This is a genomic window from Yoonia sp. GPGPB17, assembly GCF_037892195.1.
GTDB lineage: Bacteria > Pseudomonadota > Alphaproteobacteria > Rhodobacterales > Rhodobacteraceae > Yoonia.
In genome coordinates this window covers 2,467,031-2,485,234 of the sequence record NZ_JATACI010000002.1, presented here as the reverse complement: position 1 = coordinate 2,485,234, position 18,204 = coordinate 2,467,031, and the positions used below count along the sequence as shown (strand labels likewise).

The following is an 18,204-nucleotide window of genomic DNA, read 5'->3' as shown; positions in this document are numbered from 1 at the left end:
GCGATGTGCGTTGGCGCACGCCACAGCTAATCTTGGACATCCATTAGAGTCTCGACGTCATTGATCCTAATTTCGCCGCGTTTTGCGGCGATCACACCAGCGCGGTTCAGTTTGGCGATGACACGGCTGACCGCTTCGCGGTTTGCGCCTATGAAGTTCGAGATCACCTCATGCGTTGGGGCGTTGGCAATCACACCGCCATCCAAAAGCTGTTCCTGTTCCTGAGCCAGTTGCATCAGCCGGACGCGAACCCGTGTTTCGACATCATAGACCACAAGACCGAAGACGCGGTCATTCATGTTTCGCAGTCGCGCGCCCAGATCAGTGGCAAGATTGATAGCGATTTGGGGATATGCGCGCAGGAGCTTCAAGAAGGTTGGCCCCCGAAGCTTGCCCAGCACACAGTCGGAATGAGCTGAAATTGCGATCGACCGGGCTTTGCCGTCAAGTGCTGCCAACTCTCCGAAATACCCGCCTTCCGCAATTTCGGTAAACAGGATTTCCCGCCCGGTTTCGGCAACAATCTGGCCAATGACAGACCCTGACAACAGGAAATACGTCTCGGTTGTCGTATCGCCATGCATCATGATCAGCTTACCGCGCGGGACGCTCAAAACTTCCATTTCCTGTAACACCGCATCCAATGCTCGCTCATCAATACCCCGCAAGAGGGTGCAGTCTTTCAGCGATTGTTGGGTTACGTCTTTGACGGCCATTTTTGCCTCAGGGTCATCTTGGCGTCACCTTAGCTTTGTCGTCCCACGATAGCCAGCCTGCAGCGACGCGCAAATTTTTCGTAAAATTGTGTCCGGCCGCACATCTGTACCATTCTCTGCACCCTAAAACGAAGTGGTCACGAGGTCGATGAGACGGCCTTGGGCATCAAACAAATTTCAATCGAGAGGATTTTATAATGTGTGTTAGTGTTGCATTTACAGCAGGTTGTACCTTTGGTGATGTTGCTGAGGCGACAAAAGCCGCAGCTGCGACTACGCCGCCAGCGGTCTCTGATGGCTGTGTCAGCGTCATGTTCACGGCGGGTTGTACCTTTGGTGATATCGCCGAAGCTCAGGCCGCTGCAAAACCCCATATTGATGCGCTTACATCAACAGAGCTTGGCTGCGGCAGTGTAATGTTCACCGCAGTCTGCAGCGTTTAAAAATTTAGGGGGCGGCACGTCGTGCGCCGCCCTCAACAAGACCTTTTAGCACTTTCTAGTGAGGAACCCGTGGAACCGATTGCACGCAACATTATCCAAACGCTTCAAACGCAAGGATTGGTGTCGCAACGTGATCTTGTAGATGGCTCGAGTGTATTGTTTATGGGCCGCCAACGTAATCGTTTCTTTGTCTACAAACAGCTCCACGGGCCCTCATTTTTTATCAAACATGCGCATGAGGGCGAGGCAGGTACAGTTGAGTCCGTCACCCTTGAGGCGCAGATTTACAAAGCCGTTGCAGATAACGCTGACTTCCAACACCTGCAGGCCGTAATGCCGCAGCTTTTGCATTTTGACCAAGACAGCGCGACCATGACGCTGCTGTTGATCAAAGACGCCGAAGATCTTGGTACCCGCGCGCGGCGTCTTGGCCAGAACTCCTGTGATGACGCGGGGCAGATGGGTCGGATAGCGGCGCAGTATCATATTCTGCCCCAATCAGCCGTTGACGCGCTAGCGGTCGATTTCCCGGCCAAGCCGCATTGGATCTTCCGGCTTGAGGAAACTCCCAGCCCTTTGCCATCCTTACGTGGGCGCAGCCCGGCCAGTGCCGCGCTGATTGATGCCCTGCGCGCTAATCCGCAGATCAAGCACAGCTTGCAATGGTGTCGCGACAACTGGGTGTCTGACGCATTGATCCATGGTGATTTCAAGCTTGAGAACTTCCTGACCGCCCCGTCCGAGGCTGATCCCGGCCACCAGACACTGCGTCTGATTGATTGGGAACGGGCGGATCGGGGCGATCCCGCATGGGATGTGGGCTGCGGATTTGGGGCCTTTGTGATCCATCGTGTCATGCAGAAAAGCGGTGACGCTTTGGGTGCAGCTTTGCCCGAGATGCGGGCCTTCTGGACGGCCTACAGCGCGTCGCGCAGCGGATGTGACAGCGCGTTTCTGGACCGGTGTATCGCAATGATGGCGGCCCGGCTGTTGGTTGCGGGTTACGAATACTGTTTTGCACAGGATGATCTGCCGGACTTGTCTTTGGCTCTGATGCAGCTGGCAGAGACTGTCATCTCCCTAGAAGGGCAGGCTGAAATTGCCGCCACTCTGGCTCGGCCATGCAAGCAAGCAGCATGACACCTGCACTAGGGGCATTTGTCGCACAGGTCGGCATTAACGCGCAGGATCAGATCACTTTCAAAGGTCAGCCGGTACAGCGCGCCAGTCAATCGGGCGCACCGTTTGAACTGCAATTGACTGAGTTTGCTTACAAGTACTTCTACACCCACCCGAGCGGCCAGATCGGTGACGCCTTTGGCAGTGGCACACCAAGCGCGGCCTTGATCGCGGATATCTCGGCAGCGAATACAACCGTTCCCAAGGTTGAGGACGGCTGGGTGGTGCGCAGTGTGCTTGCCGAAGGATCCGTTATGGCTGAGCGTTTTGGCACTGTGCGCAAGTTTATTGCCGGTCAGTTTTTGGCGGCACCCGATGCTGCACCTGTCCGCTCGGGGTCAGAGATTACTGTGACGCATCTTGCAGGCTCCAAGACGGTGCAACCTGGGTTCTTTCATATCTTTGGACAGGAACACCTGGATGCAGCAGAAGAGGTTAAAAACATCCGCCTTTATTTCAATCTGACGGGACCGGGCGCCGCGGCACCTGTGGCCGGGCTGATTTCGCAGGTTCTGAACGACTACCTTGTGCCCTTTCGCTTCAAGACCGCCACGCGCATCTGTGATTTTTCGCGGGTGGATACAGCGGTGCTGTATCTGCCCCAACGTGTGTTCACCGTCGCAGCCATGGCATTGGCAACACAGCTGGCGCGGTTGGAGCATTTCCTTGATGACGCGGTCCCGCCATTTACCAAACCGATGGGGCGCGGTATCGGACTGGCCGAAGATACCCCTGACGCAGGCAGTTTTGGCGCAGCACGATGCAAGCTGGTGGCGCAGGCCATCATGCAGGCGCGTGCTGATGGAGAGATTGATCCAAACCTTTTTGAGACAGTGTTCAAGACACTCTGCGCAGCACAAAATCTGGACGTTGGCAGGCTCTATCTAAACCCGGGTTCAGATACGGACTACTGTCTGAATGCGCCGTCAGCGACGATTGCCGCATGACCGACGACGATATCCGACAGATGGCATTGCATATTGGCAAGATGCTGGCGCGTGATGCGATCTGGGATGATGCACGATGCAACTGGCTTGGCCCGGCGAATGATATGTTTCTGGGTGCGACGATGGCGGGCTATGGTGCGCTTGGCCCGAGTATCTATGACGGGACCGCAGGCATCGCACTCTTTCTGGCGCATCTGGGCCAGATGACAGGCGATCCGGTGATCCAGCAGACAGCACAAGGCGCGATCAACCATGCGCTCTCGCGGTATCAGGATTGTCCGCCGACGGTTGCGCTGTCGTTCTACACTGGTCATGTCGGTATTGGCTATGCTGCCATTGTGGTCGGGCAGATGACAGGGCAGGACGCGCTCATTGCCAAGGGCAAGGCGATCATTCTGCAAGCGCTGGAGGCAGACACCGAAGGGACATGCATTTTGGATGTCATGCTGGGTGTCGCAGCATCCATCCCCGCGATCATCAGTTTGCAGGATGTTCTGGGTCGGGACCGCATCGAGGAACCGTTGCTGCATTGGGGCGAAGACATCCTTGCGCAAGCTGTCGAAGACAGCCGTGGGTTGTCATGGGATACAACATCCGAAATGCGCGCCAATGCGGGTAATGCCGGTTGGCTGGACGCCGATGCGCCAGCAAAACCTAACCTGTTGGGTTACGGTCATGGGGCCTGCGGCATTGGTTTGGCGCTGATCGAACTTGGTGTGGCTTTTGGGCAAGACCATATGACAGCAGCAGGAAAAAAGCCTATGCGTATGAACAAAGCTGGTTTGACAATCTGCGCGGTGTCTGGCCGGATTTACGTTATCATGGGCAGACAGAGGCCAGTGGTTGCACAGAGGTCGCATGGTGCCATGGTGCAACAGGCATCGGCCTTGCTCGGTTGCGCGCCTTTGCGTTGACCCAAGATCCAGCATTTTTGGCACCGGCTCAAACAGCGGCTGCTCTGACCAGAAAGACCCTACTTACGCGGCTGACGCCACAGACAAATCTATGCCTGTGTCATGGTGTGTGCAGCGACATCGAGGTTTTCCTGCATCCCATCACAGATGATCGCTCGGTGCTGCACGAAGTGCTGGATTTCATCAAATCGACATATCTGGATGCCGGGCGCCCTCTGGCTTACGGCGGCGGTGCCACACACAAACCACCCGGCCTTATGCTGGGGTTGGCAGGGACGGGGTATGCTGTCTTGCGTTGCATGACCACGGACCGACCTCCGTCATTGGTCTGCATTGGTAGCAGTTGATCCCGGGTCAAGCCGATGCGGCGTGACCCTCCTGCTGGCTGATCACGGGCCCGGGTACAAGGTATTCCCAGCAATATTCGTTCAGGTAGGTTGCGGACAGCCTGCCGTTTCCGCGGCCTTTGGCGGCTTGTGGCATGTCATCACCCAGCGATCTGGCAGCAAATTCCGTGCCCCAGCTATTGCGGAACGTGAACCACCCACCCATTGGTTCGGTTTCGTCGGGGACAAAGCCGGTCAGGCAGACCACATGCCCGTCAGATCGGGGGCCATCCAATGGTGGGCTTTCAGCATCTTCGGGGCAATGAACCAGACCGTGCGCCAGGGCTGAGGGTAAGGTCCAGTTCGTCAATCCGCTGGGATGTAGAAAAAGCGGAATGCCGACCACAATGGGATAGCCCGCCGACAGGAAATCGAGGCATTTCTGGGCGATACCCTCACCGGTGGAAAAATAGACCGTGCGTGGATCATCACCTTCACGGGCTTTGCCGATGCGCCCGTATTCAACACAGGTAAATGTGTCCTGAGCCGCACGCGTCTCTACACTTGCGGGGGCGGGCGGGCCCGAGGCGGCCATGCTATGGGCCGCCGACCGGTAGGGCACATGTGCCGTGTCAACAAGGCCCACGTTCTCGATTACAGCCCAGGCCTGACGTAGCAAGAGACCGCCATCAGGCATCGTGGCTTCTTCAGCGCTTCTCAGAGGGAATTTCGATTTCATTTGCTCATCCATAAACTGTTCCGACAGTCTTTCGGGGGCAGGTCCTTTTCGCGGGCACGCATAAGTTCGATCGCGGCAATGGTGCCGAATGCCACGCAAGTGCCGCGGCCGAACTGGTCTCGCGCGGGCCAGATGTTACGCCATTGCGCGTCAAGGAAGATGGGGCCTTGTGGGTTCAGGGCTTGCGGGGCAGCACGGCCCTTACGGGTGGCGCGGTCACTGTCATAATCCGCCTTGAACGGCGCTTCGGTGCCAAATGCAGGGCGAATACTCATGCGTGGACCTCTGTTTCAGGTGTGTTGGTTGAGCCGCCAAAACCGGCGGCATAGGAGATTCCATTCAGATACGGCAGATTGCGCATGGGGGCGTGGCCTGCGATGTTCCATTCAGCGCGAGCATCCGCAAGAAGTGACTGCATCGTCGTCAGATTGCGCAGATAGGTTTGGTCCAGCCATCGGGCAATCTGGCGCCCGGCATCGCTGTCCTGCGAAAAATGTAGACCGCCAATTTCGCGATTTTCGGCCAACCGGAATGCCATCGCACCGATCGTGTCGCCATAGCAGTGCTTCATCGAATCTGGTAGCAGCCGCAAGAGCAACAGGCCCACCAGTTCGTTCTGAAGCGCATGATTGGATGGGTACGATGGGTGATTGGGTGTTGGCACCACTGTCAACAGGTTGGGCATCAGGTGTGCAGGACGGGCGCGGGCAAAGAAGTCCTTGAAATACATTCCCACCATCTGACCAATACTATAGGCGCAATGGATTGCCGCCATCGTCGCGGGCTTGCTAGCGGCATCAATGGACAACAATGTGGTCCAGTAATCCACGGGGCGGTCCGCCTGCCAGGCGATCTCGGACATGCGGGCGCCATTGCGTTGCGTGTCGCGTTTTTCAAGAAGGGCGGCAATCTCGGCCTCGGCGCTGTCCACATGATCCAGCGGCGCGGGCGCAAGAGTGAAACCATCGCTGTGTTCCCAGCGGACGCGGGGTACAGTATTCGCGTTGTTGATGTCGCGCCAGTCGGTGGCACCAAAGTCGCCCAGCACCAATTGCGCACGCAGTTCGGGCGACCAGGACGCCTTTGGAAAGGTCATCCCGGTGGGCAGACAGGCATTGTCGATGTCATCAAGGGCCAAAACGCCATCAAATGGGATCACCCCGGATGCGCCGTCCAACCCGCCTGTTGGCACGGTAAATCCGGTACTGCCCCCATTGGACCCGCCGTTACTACCGCCGTTGGACCCACCGTTGCTGCCACCATTGGAGCCCCCGTTGCTTCCGCCGTTCATAAAACCAAACAATGGGCATCCCCCTCATGCGTTTATCTTGCGAGAAAGGTAGCCCAAGGGCCGTCAAGCTATCGTCAAGTCGCAAGACAGCTTTAAAGGTATCCTCTATTGGCGAAACTTATGCTGGATGAGCTGTTGTCATCTTGAAACGGGGCTGTTTTACCGCAACAGCTGCCTTGCCCGCGATCCGCTATGTGGTGTCACCGATGCGCAACGTCGCTTCAAGCACAACCTTACGTATGGCTGTCTCTTCATCCGGTTGCATGAGCCACTTTGCAGCGGCTGTCCCGATATCAAAGCGTGGGGTTACCGTTGTCGTGATTAGTTTGGGCAGGGCTGACAGGAAACTCAGACCATTGAACCCGGCGAGGGCAACCTGCTCTGGTGTGGAAACCCCTTCTGCCAAGCAATGCATCAGACCACCCGCCGCCAAATCGTCGTTCGCGAAGTAGATAGCGTGCGGCGGGGTTTGTTGCTGCATGAGCTAAACTTGTGATTGCCCGCCCGATTTCCATCGAAGATGCACCATCCGACGTTTCCAGCGCCACGATTTGCGCGCCTGCTTCCTTTATGACCTGAGCGAAGGCCTCAAAGCGTTTTGTCGCACGCAGATCAAGGCCACCCTGACTGCCAACATAAGCAAAGGTGCGATAGCCCTGCGCGATCAGATGTTTGCCCATGTCGTGCCCCGCCTTGGTATGTGAGACGCCGAAACAGGCGGACATCGGGTCGCCGTCTGTATCCATAATCTCTGCCAGCCGTACGCCTGTTTGCGCAATGATTTTCCGCAGGGAATCGGTGTGTTCCAAACCCGAGAGAATCAGGCCGCGCGGGCGCCAGGACAGAAGGTCGAAAACTAGGTCTTCTTCTGTCTCAAGGGAATAGTCGGATACGCCAAAGACCGGCCTCAACCCGCTTTCGTCAAGGGTTGCGTTGATGCCTGAAAGCACTTCGGTAAAGACGCGGTTTTGCATGGTCGGCACCACAACCCCGACAATCGGATTGTCGTATGTGGCATTCCCGCTTACCAGTCTGTTGTGCACATAGCCGATCTCGCGCGCGGCCCTAACCACCTCTTTTGTCACGTCTTTTGAGATGTAGCCAGCACCGCGCATGACGCGGGAAACGGTCATTTGGCTTACGCCTGCGACGCGCGCAACATCATGCATCGTCGGCTGTTGTTTTCCAGATCGCGTCGCCCGCCGTTTCGCCATGTTGCGGCTTCCCCTGAATCTTCACTTGACTACTGTTTATGTAAACATCTACCGTGGAGACAATATGTTTACGTAAACACTTATGGCGCATTGCAAGGATTTGAAGATGGCGGCGGCAGGGAGGAAAAATGAAAAAGCTTCTATTAAGTTCGGCAATTGGCTTCGCTTGATAGTCTGATGCCCGATTTTGGCGTTGTCGTATTGATCACCGTGGGGAGCTTTTTCTTCACGCAAGTACTTAGCGTTGACTACCTCACCCAACGACTTCAGATCGCTAACGCTGGCGCGATTGAGGGCGCTAGTTTTCCCGGAATCGATTATGATACCCCTCACCATATCATGGTCTTTGACGTCAAAGTCATCGCGCTGTTCAATCCTCCCGACTTTGCTGTCGTGGCTCCGGGCGTACCAAACGGGTTTCGCGTTGATCATGAGGGCTTCATCTGGGCCTCTGCGATTGATGACGTGTCGGGCCGCACCGCGTTTATCACTTCATCTGACAAAATTCACCTTGTGGAAAGCAAACGGCGCGATGCATCCCACGTCTTGAAAGGCACTGGAAGGAACCCATTATGAGCGTGCGTATGGCTGTCTTCGGTCTTGGGTCCATGGGCCATGGCATGGCGCGGTCCTGCTTGCGGGCCGGGTTCACCGTACATGGCTTTGACGTTGTAGCTGAACACGTCGCGCGGTTTGTCGCGGAAGGTGGGAAAGCCGGTGACGTTGCAGAGGTGGCACCAGACCTCGATACGGTTGTGGTGGTTGTTCTGAATGCAGCCCAGGTCGAGAGCGTGCTTTTCGGAGCGGATGGTATCGTGCCCCGCCTGCGCAAGGGGGCGACCGTTATGGCCTGCGCCACAGTCCCACCGGAGTTTGCAAAGGACATGGAATGTCGCTGCAATAGCCATGGCGTGCACTACCTTGATGCGCCGATTTCCGGCGGCTCGGTCAAAGCGGCAGAGGGTAAGCTGGGTATCATGGCATCCGGGAGCGCTGCTGCATTTACAGCACTGGCGCCGATCCTTGACGCAACGGCCGAGACCGTGTTCCGTCTTGGTGATGTCGCAGGCGCGGGATCTGCCATGAAAGCGGTCAATCAGTTGTTGGCGGGCGTGCACATCGCCACCATGGCCGAAGCAATGACCTTTGGCATGACCCAAGGCATCAAACCTGATGTTTTTGTCGATGTGATCGCCAAATGCGCTTGCAATTCTTGGATGCTGGAAAATCGCGCGCCCCATATCGTGGCGGGCGACTATACCCCGCACAGCCAGGTCAATATCTGGCCGAAGGATCTTGGTATCGTGCTGGAAACTGCGCGGACAGCGGGCTTTCACGCTCCAATTACAGAGACAGCTTTGGAGCAATATAAACGCGCGGTTGCCATGGGGCTTGGCCATGAAGACGACGCCGCCATCGCCAAGGTCTATGCAGCAGAAGCGGGGCTGGTTTTGCCAGAAGAAAAACAATGAAACTTGGCTGTATCGGAGACGATTTTACCGGTTCAAGTGACCTTGCCAATACGCTGGCCAAACACGGCATGCGCGTTGCGCAGTATTCCGGTATCCCCGCGGGGCCTGCCGCACCGGAGGTAGAAGCCGGAGTTGTGTCTCTCAAATCACGGTCAATCGCGCCAGAAGATGCTGTTACGCAATCGTTGGCGGCGCTCAAATGGCTACAGGATCAGGGCTGCACCCAGTTCTTTTTCAAATACTGTTCGACCTTTGATTCCACACCAAAGGGCAACATCGGCCCGGTCGCGGATGCGCTGGCAGATGCGCTGGGCGCCGATCGCGTGATTTTTTGTCCTGCATTTCCCGGAACGGGGCGCTCAGTCTACCAGGGGCATCTTTTTGTAAATGATGTATTGTTGAATGCATCGGGCATGCAGAACCATCCGTTGACGCCCATGACCGATCCAGACCTGCGACGATGGCTTGCGCCGCAAACGACAAACCAGATCGGCCATGTCGCAGCTGCCACAGTTTTTAAAGGCGCAGAGGCAATACTGAAGGCGCTGGATGCCCAGCACGCTGCGGGAAAGCGTCATATAGTTGTCGATGCCATTCGCGATGCGGACCTGATGGAAATTGGGCGCGCCGCAGCAGATTTGCCGCTTGTCACAGGTGGATCCGGCGTTGCATTGGGTTTGCCGCGCAACTTTGGCTGCACACCCGGCGTACCTGTTTGGACGGGGCAAGCGGGGCCGGTTCTGGCGGTTTCAGGGTCATGTTCGGCGGCCACTCGCGCTCAGGTGAAGTATCACGCTGCGCGCCATCCCGCACGCGAAGTGGTTGCCGAAGATATCATTGAACAACGTATTATGCCCGACGCCATCCTTGACTGGGCGCTTGCCGCCTGGCGGGTTGCCCTTGATCTATAGCTCTGCTGATCCAGAGGTTGTGAATGATGTGCAAAGCAGGTTTGGCCGCGAGATTGCCGCCACCGCCATTGAGGGTTTCTTTGCCAACCTCGCCCGGGCGGCTGTTGCGGCTGGTGTGCAGCGGATCATCACCGCCGGGGGCGAAACATCTGGCGCTGTTGTAGACGCGCTTGGCCTTGACGCGCTCAGCATCGGACCCGAAATTGACCCCGGCGTGCCTGCGTTGCGGGCGACCCCCGACCTTGTGCTGGCACTCAAGTCGGGCAACTTTGGAGCAGAGGACTTTTTTGAAAAAGCATCTGTCGTATTGGACGCATGAGCGAAGCAAAACTACGTGAACAAATCTGTCTTCTGGCCAAGTCGCTGTTTGATCGTGGCCTGACCCATGGGTCAACCGGTAACATCTCATCGCGCACCGAAGATGGCGGGCTGCTTGTATCGCCCACGGGCACGAGCTTTGGGCGTTTGGACCCTGCGCGGCTTAGTCGGTTTGACACCGCGGGTCGGCTGATTGATGGTGATCAGCCCACCAAAGAGATGCCGCTTCATACGGCCTTTTATGACACACGCAGTACAGCTGGTGCGGTCGTTCACCTGCATTCATGTCATTCAGTGGCGCTGTCACTTTTGCCTGATTGCGACGAAGACAGCTTTTTGCCGCCTCTGACGCCTTACGCGATCATGCAGCTTGGCCATGTCAAACTTCTGCCCTTCTTCGTGCCTGGTGATCCCGCGATGGGCGATGCTGTGCGTGGTCTGGCAGGCAAGCGCAGCGCTGTGATGCTGGCCAATCATGGGCCTGTTGTCGCGGGCAAAACCGTCGAAGCGGCCTGCAATGCCATTGAAGAGCTTGAAGCGACAGCGCGCCTTGCCTTGATGATGCGAGGCATCCCGGCCCGCACGCTTTCACCAGAACAGATCACGCGTGTTGTCACTAAATTCGATGTGGATTGGGACAAATGACCCGGTTTTCAGCGAACCTGGGCTTCCTTTGGACCGACCGACCCTTGCCAGATGCGATCCATGCGGCGCATGCAGCTGGTTTTGCCGCCGTGGAATGCCATTGGCCGTATGAGACGCCCGCAAGCGATGTTCGTGCGGCGTTGGATGCAACAGGCCTGCCGATGCTGGGCCTTAACACCGTGCGTGGGCAGGTCGGTGAAAACGGCCTTGCGGCACTTCATGGCCGCGAGACAGAGGCGCGCGCCGCGATCGACCAGGCGATCGCCTATGCCGACGCAGTTGATGCGCAGGCCATCCACGTCATGGCGGGTTTTGCCAAGGGCGAAGCGGCACGCGACACATTCGAAACGAACCTCACCTATGCGACCGCTCAGACTGATAGGACCATTCTGATCGAACCGCTGAACCGCCATGATGCGCCGGGTTACTTTCTTGAAACGACGGGTCAGGCGCATGAGATTATGTCACGGGTCGATGCCCCCAACCTCAAGCTTATGTTTGACTGTTATCACGTGGGCCGAACCGAAGGTGATGTGATGACAAGGCTCGGCGATTTGCTGCCTCTGATCGGCCATATCCAGTTTGCTGCGGTTCCCGATAGGGGTGCCCCGGATCATGGTGAATTGAACTATACTGCCATTTTTGGCCATATCTCATCACTCGGGTGGACCGCGCCGCTGGGGGCAGAGTTCAAGCCGCGCGATCCTGATGCGCCTTTGCGCTGGATGCAGTCGCAATCTCTGCTTGCTTAGAAGGTCACGACCGTCTTTTCGCCCGCCTTGCAAAAGGCATCTAGTTCGGTAAGCCCGCCCGCCGCAGCAGATCACCAAAATCGGCACGTCGGGCAGGGTCACGAAAACCCTGTCGCTTGATGAATTCCGAAACTCTGAAATCGGGTTCTAGCAGCAGGATACGCGCGCCAAGCTCGCGGGACTTTTCCATGTCGCCGATGGCTACGCAAGCCCCGGTCGTCACACGCAAGCTTGAGGTATAGCGGCTGTTCCGCATCAGGGAACTCACGCCGATCCGGGCGGCCTCTGACATGTTCCCGGCGGCAAAGTAGGCAAGACTAAGGAAATGCTCGTAGCGAAACCGCAACGGGTTATCGAGCGTCAGACGGCTGGCTTGCAACAGCCGCTCAATTGCTTCGCCCTCCTGATCGGTATAGGCCAATGTTGGGCCTGTCCACAAAAGCGTTTCGGCATCGCCCGGCGTAGCACGCAAGGCATCTTCAAAGAGGGAAAGTGCCTCGTCATAGCGGCGGGCATAAATGGCAAGGTTATGTCCAAGCATCGCCAGCGCACGCCCGCTGCGCGCATCATTTGTCACGACATTTTGCAACATGGACTGGATCGCGCGCATATCGGCCTGCGGGTCCTGCGACCAGCCTTGCCCGACCCACAAACTGTACCAATCGGCCAGCGCGACGCGGGCAGGCACATAGTCCGGCCAAGTGGCGACGGCGTCTTGCAACATACCACCGGCCATTTCGACCAGCGGTTTGGATAGCGTATAGACCAGTTCCTGTGCTTTGAGCAGTTTTTGATAGGCTGAGAGGTTTTCGATGGTGTTGCTGCCCATGCCTTGAATCTCAGAGCGTTGCAGGTGTGGCATCAACATATGCACAACCTGTTCTGCGGTGTCGCTGTTTGCCTGAAACAATGCGTCTTCCGTCACTTCCAGGCTATGCGCCCAGAGCAGCACACCATCATCGGTGCGGGTAAATGCCATGTTAAGGTGATAACCCAGATCGGTGATCCGGATTGTCCCGCTGAGGACATAGCGGACGTTAAAGTTTTCGGACAGGACGGCCACAACATCTGGCCGGTCAGTCAGATGCCGTATGGAGACTTGCGATATGACCGAGATCTCGCGCTGCCGGGTGATCTTCATAATGACATTGTCAACAAGCATGTCCGTCAGATGAGTCTGCAAAGGCTGTGTACCAACCACCTGCAAGGGCAGGACTGCCATGATAGGTCTGCCGTGGTTGCGCAGCGCGGCTGGTTCGTTTGGCAACGACACGGCCGGGTTATGGGCTGGTGTGGACGCAGGGGTGGTCTTGTCCAATTCATTGGTTGTCCCAAGTTTGATGCTGGCCGCCAGATCCTGCGTGGCCAAAGACGGCTCCATATCCAGTTCGGCCTCCATCCGGGCATAAAAGGCCGAATAGATCTGAAGCGCGCGTCCTATATCGCCAAGGTCATTGGCCAGCGACATAGCAAAGCGGCAAACGTTTTCGCCAAGCGGATCAAGGGCAAGTGCTGCTTCGGCCATATCGATGCGTAACTGGGGCGACAAATCCGTACGATTGGCGGCCTTTTCCATGCGATCAAGGTAGCTCGCCGTGATCTGGCGTTTCGTGTCGGCCAGCCAATCGGCGAACCGGTCACCCAATGCTTCGAAACCGTAGAGCAGATCATTGACCAACTCGCCACCGCCACCGCGTAAGGCAGGTGGCAGAACACCAGCTTTGAGGGCATCCCGCAGAACAGTTATGTCGCATTGCACTGCATTCTGATCAAGCAGCACATTTGTTCTGTCCACTTGCAATGCGTCGCGCAGGATTGGATGAGCAGCGCGCAACTCGGATAAGGCCTGCCGCAGCGATGCGCGTGCATTTGGGTCGGGTACATCGCTCCACAGTAGGCCTAAGCCAGCAGGTCACGGGAGGCACTGAACCGATCCAGCGCCAGATATGCGATCAGTGCAACTTTCTTAGGCGCGGTGATGCGCGCCACCTCGCCCGGCAATTCGATCCACGCACCCCCAAGGGCACGCAGTGTGATATAGTGATCACCTTGCGCGTGTGCCATGTCATTCCTTCCCCTTGGCGTCAAACTAACCAAACAGCTCTCTTTTGTCTTGGAAACATTGTCGCTGGCATGACAGTGCCGTGACGCTGACCTGACGGTCCGTCGGCATGGTGGTTGGCAGGTGATCAACGTCACCAGATCAGCCGATATTTCTGCGGTTGATTTCAACGAAGCCGCATGGCGGCACAACATTTGAAAAAGAGAGTTTTAAAATGGACAACGAAGTAGTCGGCAACACGCCAACCGCACCCCAGATGACAGCAAACGATGCGCCTGAAAGCGCCGAAGTTGCAGAGATTGCGGCGGATTTTGCACAGGTCGAAGAAGATTTCGGTCTTGGCCTTACAGCTCGTCTTGGCGCACCAGAGGCGATGGACGAGCTTGACCAGGCCGCGCAGGGGACAGTGTTTGCAGCACCCAGCGCGGAAACAGGCGGCACATTGACATTGCTGGATATCGCAGACGGCAATGTGGGCAACGGGCAGGAAGGGTTTTTTGACTTTCTGAAACCGGTCGTGAACGCGATCAAGCGTCGGGCGCAAAAGATTATCCGCAAGATTGTGGCGCTGGTGCGCAAATACGCGAAGTATGCGGGTTGCATCCCAAAGGTCGTTAAGGCCGTCCGGTCGTTTGCCGCCAAGAAGTACGGGACCGCATTGCAAGATGCCCTGGCCGCCTTCGCTTGCATTCAATCCAAAGCTTAATGGCCACGGCGCATCGGGCATCGCGGCCCGGTGCGCCCCTGATTGGGAGGGCTTGAAATGCCTGCGAAGAAAACTCCGCCGAAGAAGGCACCCGCGCGTAAAACCGCCAATAAGTCGGCCAAAACCTCCGGTACGCCATCTGTATCCGAGGCAGCAGAAGCCGAGATGGCTGCGTTTCTGCGAGATTATGCAGAGGCAGAACCAGCTCCTGAGATGGCAACCAACGAAACCTTGCTCGAAGATGGTTATGACGTCATGACTCATGGCGGCGGTAGCCTCGAGACAGCCCCCGGTTTTTCGCTACTGGAACCGATGGTGCACGGGTTGGGTGAATCTGCACCATGCGGCCTGCCCGAAGCTTATGACCAAATGCCGCTTGCGGCCTCGTTGCACTTTGGTGGCGGACCACAGGAATCGGTTTGTGGTCGCGACGGGCGTGTCCAGATTGCCCAGGATGGCGCGCCACCCTGGCGGATGATCTGTCAGCTGCTGATCACTATGGCCAATGGCGCGGTCAGCCGCGGCACAGGTTGGCTGATCTCACCGCGCACAGTGATTACCGCAGGGCATTGCGTGTTTTCAGCGCCGAATGGCGGATGGGTACAATCGATCGAGGTTGTGCCGGGCATGAGCGGTCAACTGCGCCCTTATGGATCGGCCATCAGTACCACGTTCCAAAGCGTCAGCGGCTGGGTCAATCGCGGCGAAATGGCCGAGGACTATGGCTGCATCATTCTGCCTGAAAGTGCGCCACTGGGTGACAAGACAGGCTGGTTCGGTTTTGGGGCTTACTCGGACGCGTCACTGATGAACCTGCTGGCCAACAATTCTGGTTACCCCGGAGACAAAGCCTTTGGCACGCAGTGGTACAACGCCGGGCGGATTGTCGGGGTCGAGCCAAAACGGCTGGCCTATATGTTCGACACCGCGCCGGGTCAAAGCGGTAGCCCGACATGGCGATACTCGAAGACCACGGCCAAGCGTCATGTGATCGGCATCCACAATTATGGTGGATGCGCGAATAAATCGACCCGCATCACGCCGGAAGTCTTTCACCGGTTGAAAGGCTGGAAAGCTATGGGTGCCTGACACAAAGATCAGTTGCATCGCTATTTGGTGCGGCTGGTTTTTCGACTAAACATACGTCGCATCGCGCAAATGATCGCGACATCATAAAGGAGGTCACAGATGGCCAGTCTGGGTATTCTTACATTGCACGGCATGGGCGACACCAAACCAACCTATGCAGACGAGCTTTTTGACGAAATCGCTGACCGGCTCGGGCCTGTGCATGCGCAACGTGTTGCCACAGCCTCGGTTTTTTATCAGGACATTTTGCAGGACAATCAAAGCCGCTACTTTAAGGCAGTCAAGCGCCGGTTGCGGTGGGATGATCTGCGTCAGTTCATCCTTTATGGGTTCTCCGATGCGGCCAGTCTTGAGTCGCGCAAAGACGGCCTGAACAGCCCGTACTTTCAAGCGCAGGCGAAGATCCTGGACAGATTGAGGACGCTTTATAACGCATTGGATGGCACTGACCGGCGACTGATCATTGTCGCGCAATCGCTGGGTGGTCAGGTGATTTCAAATTACCTGTGGGACGCAACCCGCACTGGCTTTGCACGCGATGGGGTGTGGTCGGTCCCCCAGAACTTTGCGAGCCCAGAGGAAGAGGCGTTTTGCCGTGGCCGAACAACCGTCCGCCTGCTGACCACCGGATGCAATATTCCGATCTTTGTCGCAGGTATTGATCCGGTTGATATTACACCCATTCCGCAACTCAGCCCAGATTTTGAGTGGCACAATTATTATGACAAAGATGACGTGTTGGGGTGGCCGCTTGCCGACCTCAGTGCCAGTTACGCCGCGCGAGTTACAAAGGACCACGCCATCAATGCCGGTCTGATTACCGGGTTTACGCCGCTTAGCCATCAAAACTACTGGCGTGATCGCGATTTCCTGAGGCCGTTGATCCGGCATATCAAGAAAACACTTTAAATGCTCTAAAAATCCTAAAAAAGATCAAGTTGACACCTTTTTGAATTTTGCGCATGCGGCCCGATTAGGTGTTATGCTCCTGTGCATATCTATGCAAACGCGCTGCAGAGGCCTGGGCAATCAACAGACTCGGTGTGCCGAGGCACATAGGAAGCTCGCGCGGTGACTGCACCGTCTCCTGCAACGCCAGCTTGACGACTTTGCGCCGCACCTCCGTTGGCGCACGGTTCCAAACAGGCTTTAGCCTTGGTGCTTGATCTGGCAATTCACCCCCGCCGCGCTGAGAAATCGCTTTCTTTCACGAGCCGAATGATCTGCAGTTTTTCTGATGCGGCATATCTCATGCGTGAACCGAGAGCTGTTCAGCACTTTCGCCCTGCATTTAATCCTTCACAGCCCATATCGCTGCGGTGCCAAACACAGGTTGCCCATCAGCGGAGAAGTCCAGATTGCTATTTGTTCCAAAGTCGCTGCCCGTGACAAAGACGCCATCCGTATTGGGCCCGTAGATAAACCCATTCAGTTGCCCATCCACGGTGAAGGCTTGTTCGCCGTTATCAAGCGCGCCGTTGATCTGCATATTGTACTGTGTCTGGCCAATGCCGCCAGCAAAGATGTTCCCGCCTGACATCATCACGTCACCTTCATAAAGCGCCAGTTCCTCCAGCCCGGTTTCGGGGTTAGCGACCCACCCCATGAATTCTGAGGCACTGCCGCTGGTGGCACCTGTCTGCATGTCGACGTACATCTCTGCCTGACTGGTGATGTTGGCATTGGGCGTACTGGTAAAGGCCAGCTCTATAAAGCCTTCATAGTTCACAGTGGTTGCCGCCGCAGATCTGCAAAAGGAGTGAAACCACCAGTGTTGTAGACGTCTTTCACCGCAGTGAACGCCCCTGGCATTTCAGTAACAAAGTAAAGTGCCTGTGCCTCGGACGGCTGGGTAAACGGGCTGGTCGGGGTGCCGCCACCATTCCCACCGCCGCCGTTGCCTCCGCCGCCACTACCGCCACCGTTGCCTCCTCCTCCGCCATCATCGGTCGCGCCCCCGCCGCCCCCGCAAGCCGAAAGCACCAAGACCAGCGCATACACTACTAAAGATCGAATATATGGATGTTTCACAGCAACAACTCACCTGACGTTTAAAAATCGTTAAGGTTGAGCTATCAGTGATTCATTAACCAAGTGTTATTATGAGTTAAGAGAGCATTGGGGTGGTCATGCGTCGGTTTCAGAGTGGCACGGTAGGTATAGACCACGGTGATGTGGTGCTCTTTTCTGATTTTGAAGATGACGGCCAGATGTGGCGTGGTGACGGGCCGCGTCAATCACGCGCCGCCGTCAGTTTTGCGCAAGCCTACGCCACGCCACCGCATGTGCAGGTATCGATGTCGATGTGGGATATCTCAAACAACACAAACATCCGCGCCGATGTGCAGGCTGAGGGCATCACCGAGGCGGGTTTCACCATCGTCTTTCGTACGTGGTCAGATACCCAGGTTGCGCGAGTACGCGTCGCCTGGACGTCGTTTGGCGAGCTTTCACATGATGATGGTTGGGAGCTTTACTAG

At 56.6% G+C, this 18,204-nt stretch carries 23 protein-coding genes and 3 pseudogenes; 15 read left to right on the top strand and 11 right to left on the bottom strand.

The features are described 5' to 3' along the window. Nucleotides 1–26: 26 nt before the first annotated feature. Complete coding sequence (locus tag QTO30_RS13345; protein ID WP_340424585.1) at nucleotides 27–716, bottom strand: Crp/Fnr family transcriptional regulator; 690 nt, start codon at nucleotides 714–716, stop codon at nucleotides 27–29. 197 nt (nucleotides 717–913) lie between these two features. Between QTO30_RS13345 and QTO30_RS13340 the strand changes: the two genes are divergently transcribed. The 5 genes and pseudogenes from QTO30_RS13340 to QTO30_RS13320 all read left to right on the top strand — a co-directional run bounded on the left by QTO30_RS13340 (nucleotide 914) and on the right by QTO30_RS13320 (nucleotide 4,546). Next, complete coding sequence (locus QTO30_RS13340) at nucleotides 914–1,159, top strand: hypothetical protein (protein WP_340424584.1); 246 nt, start codon at nucleotides 914–916, stop codon at nucleotides 1,157–1,159. Between the two features lie 69 nt (nucleotides 1,160–1,228). After that, entirely contained in the window at nucleotides 1,229–2,299 is a 1,071-nt protein-coding gene (locus QTO30_RS13335; RefSeq protein WP_340424583.1) for a phosphotransferase, read from the top strand. Further along, nucleotides 2,296–3,285, top strand: a complete 990-nt coding sequence (locus QTO30_RS13330; protein WP_340424582.1) for a T3SS effector HopA1 family protein — start codon at nucleotides 2,296–2,298, stop codon at nucleotides 3,283–3,285. The genes QTO30_RS13335 and QTO30_RS13330 overlap by 4 nt, the downstream gene beginning before the upstream one ends. After that, nucleotides 3,282–4,010, top strand: a pseudogene (locus QTO30_RS13325) (lanthionine synthetase LanC family protein); the annotation flags it as partial. The gene QTO30_RS13330 and the pseudogene QTO30_RS13325, both read left to right, overlap by 4 nt. Beyond that, entirely contained in the window at nucleotides 3,968–4,546 is a 579-nt protein-coding gene (locus QTO30_RS13320; RefSeq protein ID WP_340425935.1) for a lanthionine synthetase LanC family protein, read from the top strand. The pseudogene QTO30_RS13325 and the gene QTO30_RS13320, both read left to right, overlap by 43 nt. A 7-nt stretch (nucleotides 4,547–4,553) precedes the next feature. On the opposite strand, the gene QTO30_RS13315 is transcribed toward QTO30_RS13320, so the two are convergent. The 5 genes and pseudogenes from QTO30_RS13315 to QTO30_RS13300 form a co-directional block, all read right to left on the bottom strand. Then, nucleotides 4,554–5,264: a hypothetical protein gene (locus tag QTO30_RS13315; RefSeq protein WP_340424581.1), complete on the bottom strand. Its 711-nt coding sequence runs from the start codon at nucleotides 5,262–5,264 to the stop codon at nucleotides 4,554–4,556. Further along, nucleotides 5,261–5,539 (bottom strand): hypothetical protein, encoded by a 279-nt coding sequence (locus tag QTO30_RS13310; RefSeq protein ID WP_340424580.1) that lies wholly within the window; start codon nucleotides 5,537–5,539, stop codon nucleotides 5,261–5,263. The genes QTO30_RS13315 and QTO30_RS13310 overlap by 4 nt, the downstream gene beginning before the upstream one ends. Next, complete coding sequence (locus QTO30_RS13305; protein WP_340424579.1) at nucleotides 5,536–6,555, bottom strand: hypothetical protein; 1,020 nt, start codon at nucleotides 6,553–6,555, stop codon at nucleotides 5,536–5,538. The genes QTO30_RS13310 and QTO30_RS13305 overlap by 4 nt, the downstream gene beginning before the upstream one ends. A 190-nt stretch (nucleotides 6,556–6,745) precedes the next feature. Beyond that, on the bottom strand, nucleotides 6,746–7,036 hold the full coding sequence (locus tag QTO30_RS22125) for a substrate-binding domain-containing protein (protein WP_445327152.1): 291 nt from the start codon (nucleotides 7,034–7,036) through the stop codon (nucleotides 6,746–6,748). 37 nt (nucleotides 7,037–7,073) lie between these two features. Next, nucleotides 7,074–7,724 (bottom strand): annotated as a pseudogene (locus QTO30_RS13300) (LacI family DNA-binding transcriptional regulator); the annotation flags it as partial. 222 nt (nucleotides 7,725–7,946) lie between these two features. Here QTO30_RS13300 and QTO30_RS13295 point away from each other — a divergent pair. Genes QTO30_RS13295 through QTO30_RS13270 form a run of 6 tightly spaced genes read left to right on the top strand, consistent with a single transcriptional unit; the run spans nucleotide 7,947 to nucleotide 11,867 of the window. After that, entirely contained in the window at nucleotides 7,947–8,345 is a 399-nt protein-coding gene (locus QTO30_RS13295; protein ID WP_340424578.1) for a hypothetical protein, read from the top strand. Next, a complete protein-coding gene (ltnD, locus tag QTO30_RS13290) occupies nucleotides 8,342–9,241 on the top strand; it encodes an L-threonate dehydrogenase (protein ID WP_340424577.1) in 900 nt (299 codons plus the stop codon). Before QTO30_RS13295 ends, ltnD begins: the two co-directional genes overlap by 4 nt. Continuing rightward, nucleotides 9,238–10,152: a 3-oxo-tetronate kinase gene (gene otnK / locus QTO30_RS13285; RefSeq protein ID WP_340424576.1), complete on the top strand. Its 915-nt coding sequence runs from the start codon at nucleotides 9,238–9,240 to the stop codon at nucleotides 10,150–10,152. The genes ltnD and otnK overlap by 4 nt, the downstream gene beginning before the upstream one ends. Further along, a complete protein-coding gene (locus QTO30_RS13280) occupies nucleotides 10,142–10,471 on the top strand; it encodes a nucleotide-binding domain containing protein (protein WP_340424575.1) in 330 nt (109 codons plus the stop codon). The genes otnK and QTO30_RS13280 overlap by 11 nt, the downstream gene beginning before the upstream one ends. Then, complete coding sequence (gene otnC, locus QTO30_RS13275) at nucleotides 10,468–11,115, top strand: 3-oxo-tetronate 4-phosphate decarboxylase (RefSeq protein WP_340424574.1); 648 nt, start codon at nucleotides 10,468–10,470, stop codon at nucleotides 11,113–11,115. Before QTO30_RS13280 ends, otnC begins: the two co-directional genes overlap by 4 nt. Then, nucleotides 11,112–11,867 (top strand): hydroxypyruvate isomerase family protein, encoded by a 756-nt coding sequence (locus QTO30_RS13270; protein ID WP_340424573.1) that lies wholly within the window; start codon nucleotides 11,112–11,114, stop codon nucleotides 11,865–11,867. Before otnC ends, QTO30_RS13270 begins: the two co-directional genes overlap by 4 nt. A gap of 40 nt (nucleotides 11,868–11,907) precedes the next feature. Here the strand turns inward: QTO30_RS13270 and QTO30_RS13265 are convergent, their stop codons facing one another. After that, a complete protein-coding gene (locus tag QTO30_RS13265) occupies nucleotides 11,908–13,662 on the bottom strand; it encodes a BTAD domain-containing putative transcriptional regulator (RefSeq protein WP_340424572.1) in 1,755 nt (584 codons plus the stop codon). 104 nt (nucleotides 13,663–13,766) lie between these two features. Continuing rightward, entirely contained in the window at nucleotides 13,767–13,931 is a 165-nt protein-coding gene (locus tag QTO30_RS13260; RefSeq protein WP_340424571.1) for a hypothetical protein, read from the bottom strand. 212 nt (nucleotides 13,932–14,143) lie between these two features. Between QTO30_RS13260 and QTO30_RS13255 the strand changes: the two genes are divergently transcribed. From QTO30_RS13255 to QTO30_RS13245, 3 genes are all read left to right on the top strand, one after another. Next, entirely contained in the window at nucleotides 14,144–14,635 is a 492-nt protein-coding gene (locus tag QTO30_RS13255; RefSeq protein ID WP_340424570.1) for a hypothetical protein, read from the top strand. Nucleotides 14,636–14,692: 57 nt separating this feature from the next. After that, on the top strand, nucleotides 14,693–15,724 hold the full coding sequence (locus QTO30_RS13250) for a trypsin-like serine peptidase (protein ID WP_340424569.1): 1,032 nt from the start codon (nucleotides 14,693–14,695) through the stop codon (nucleotides 15,722–15,724). Nucleotides 15,725–15,823: 99 nt separating this feature from the next. After that, nucleotides 15,824–16,633 carry a hypothetical protein gene (locus QTO30_RS13245; RefSeq protein WP_340424568.1) on the top strand — a complete coding sequence of 270 codons (810 nt, stop codon included), beginning with the start codon at nucleotides 15,824–15,826 and terminating at the stop codon, nucleotides 16,631–16,633. A 151-nt stretch (nucleotides 16,634–16,784) separates the two neighbouring features. On the opposite strand, the pseudogene QTO30_RS22120 reads toward QTO30_RS13245, so the two are convergent. The 3 genes and pseudogenes from QTO30_RS22120 to QTO30_RS13235 form a co-directional block, all read right to left on the bottom strand. Continuing rightward, nucleotides 16,785–16,977, bottom strand: a pseudogene (locus QTO30_RS22120) (IS3 family transposase); the annotation flags it as partial. A gap of 38 nt (nucleotides 16,978–17,015) precedes the next feature. Next, on the bottom strand, nucleotides 17,016–17,453 hold the full coding sequence (locus QTO30_RS13240) for a hypothetical protein (RefSeq protein ID WP_340424567.1): 438 nt from the start codon (nucleotides 17,451–17,453) through the stop codon (nucleotides 17,016–17,018). Beyond that, the gene (locus QTO30_RS13235) at nucleotides 17,450–17,725 is read right to left on the bottom strand and encodes a hypothetical protein (protein WP_340424565.1); all 276 of its coding nucleotides are present in this window, start codon (nucleotides 17,723–17,725) and stop codon (nucleotides 17,450–17,452) included. Before QTO30_RS13235 ends, QTO30_RS13240 begins: the two co-directional genes overlap by 4 nt. A 128-nt stretch (nucleotides 17,726–17,853) precedes the next feature. Between QTO30_RS13235 and QTO30_RS13230 the strand changes: the two genes are divergently transcribed. Beyond that, on the top strand, nucleotides 17,854–18,204 hold the full coding sequence (locus QTO30_RS13230; RefSeq protein WP_340424564.1) for an H-type lectin domain-containing protein: 351 nt from the start codon (nucleotides 17,854–17,856) through the stop codon (nucleotides 18,202–18,204).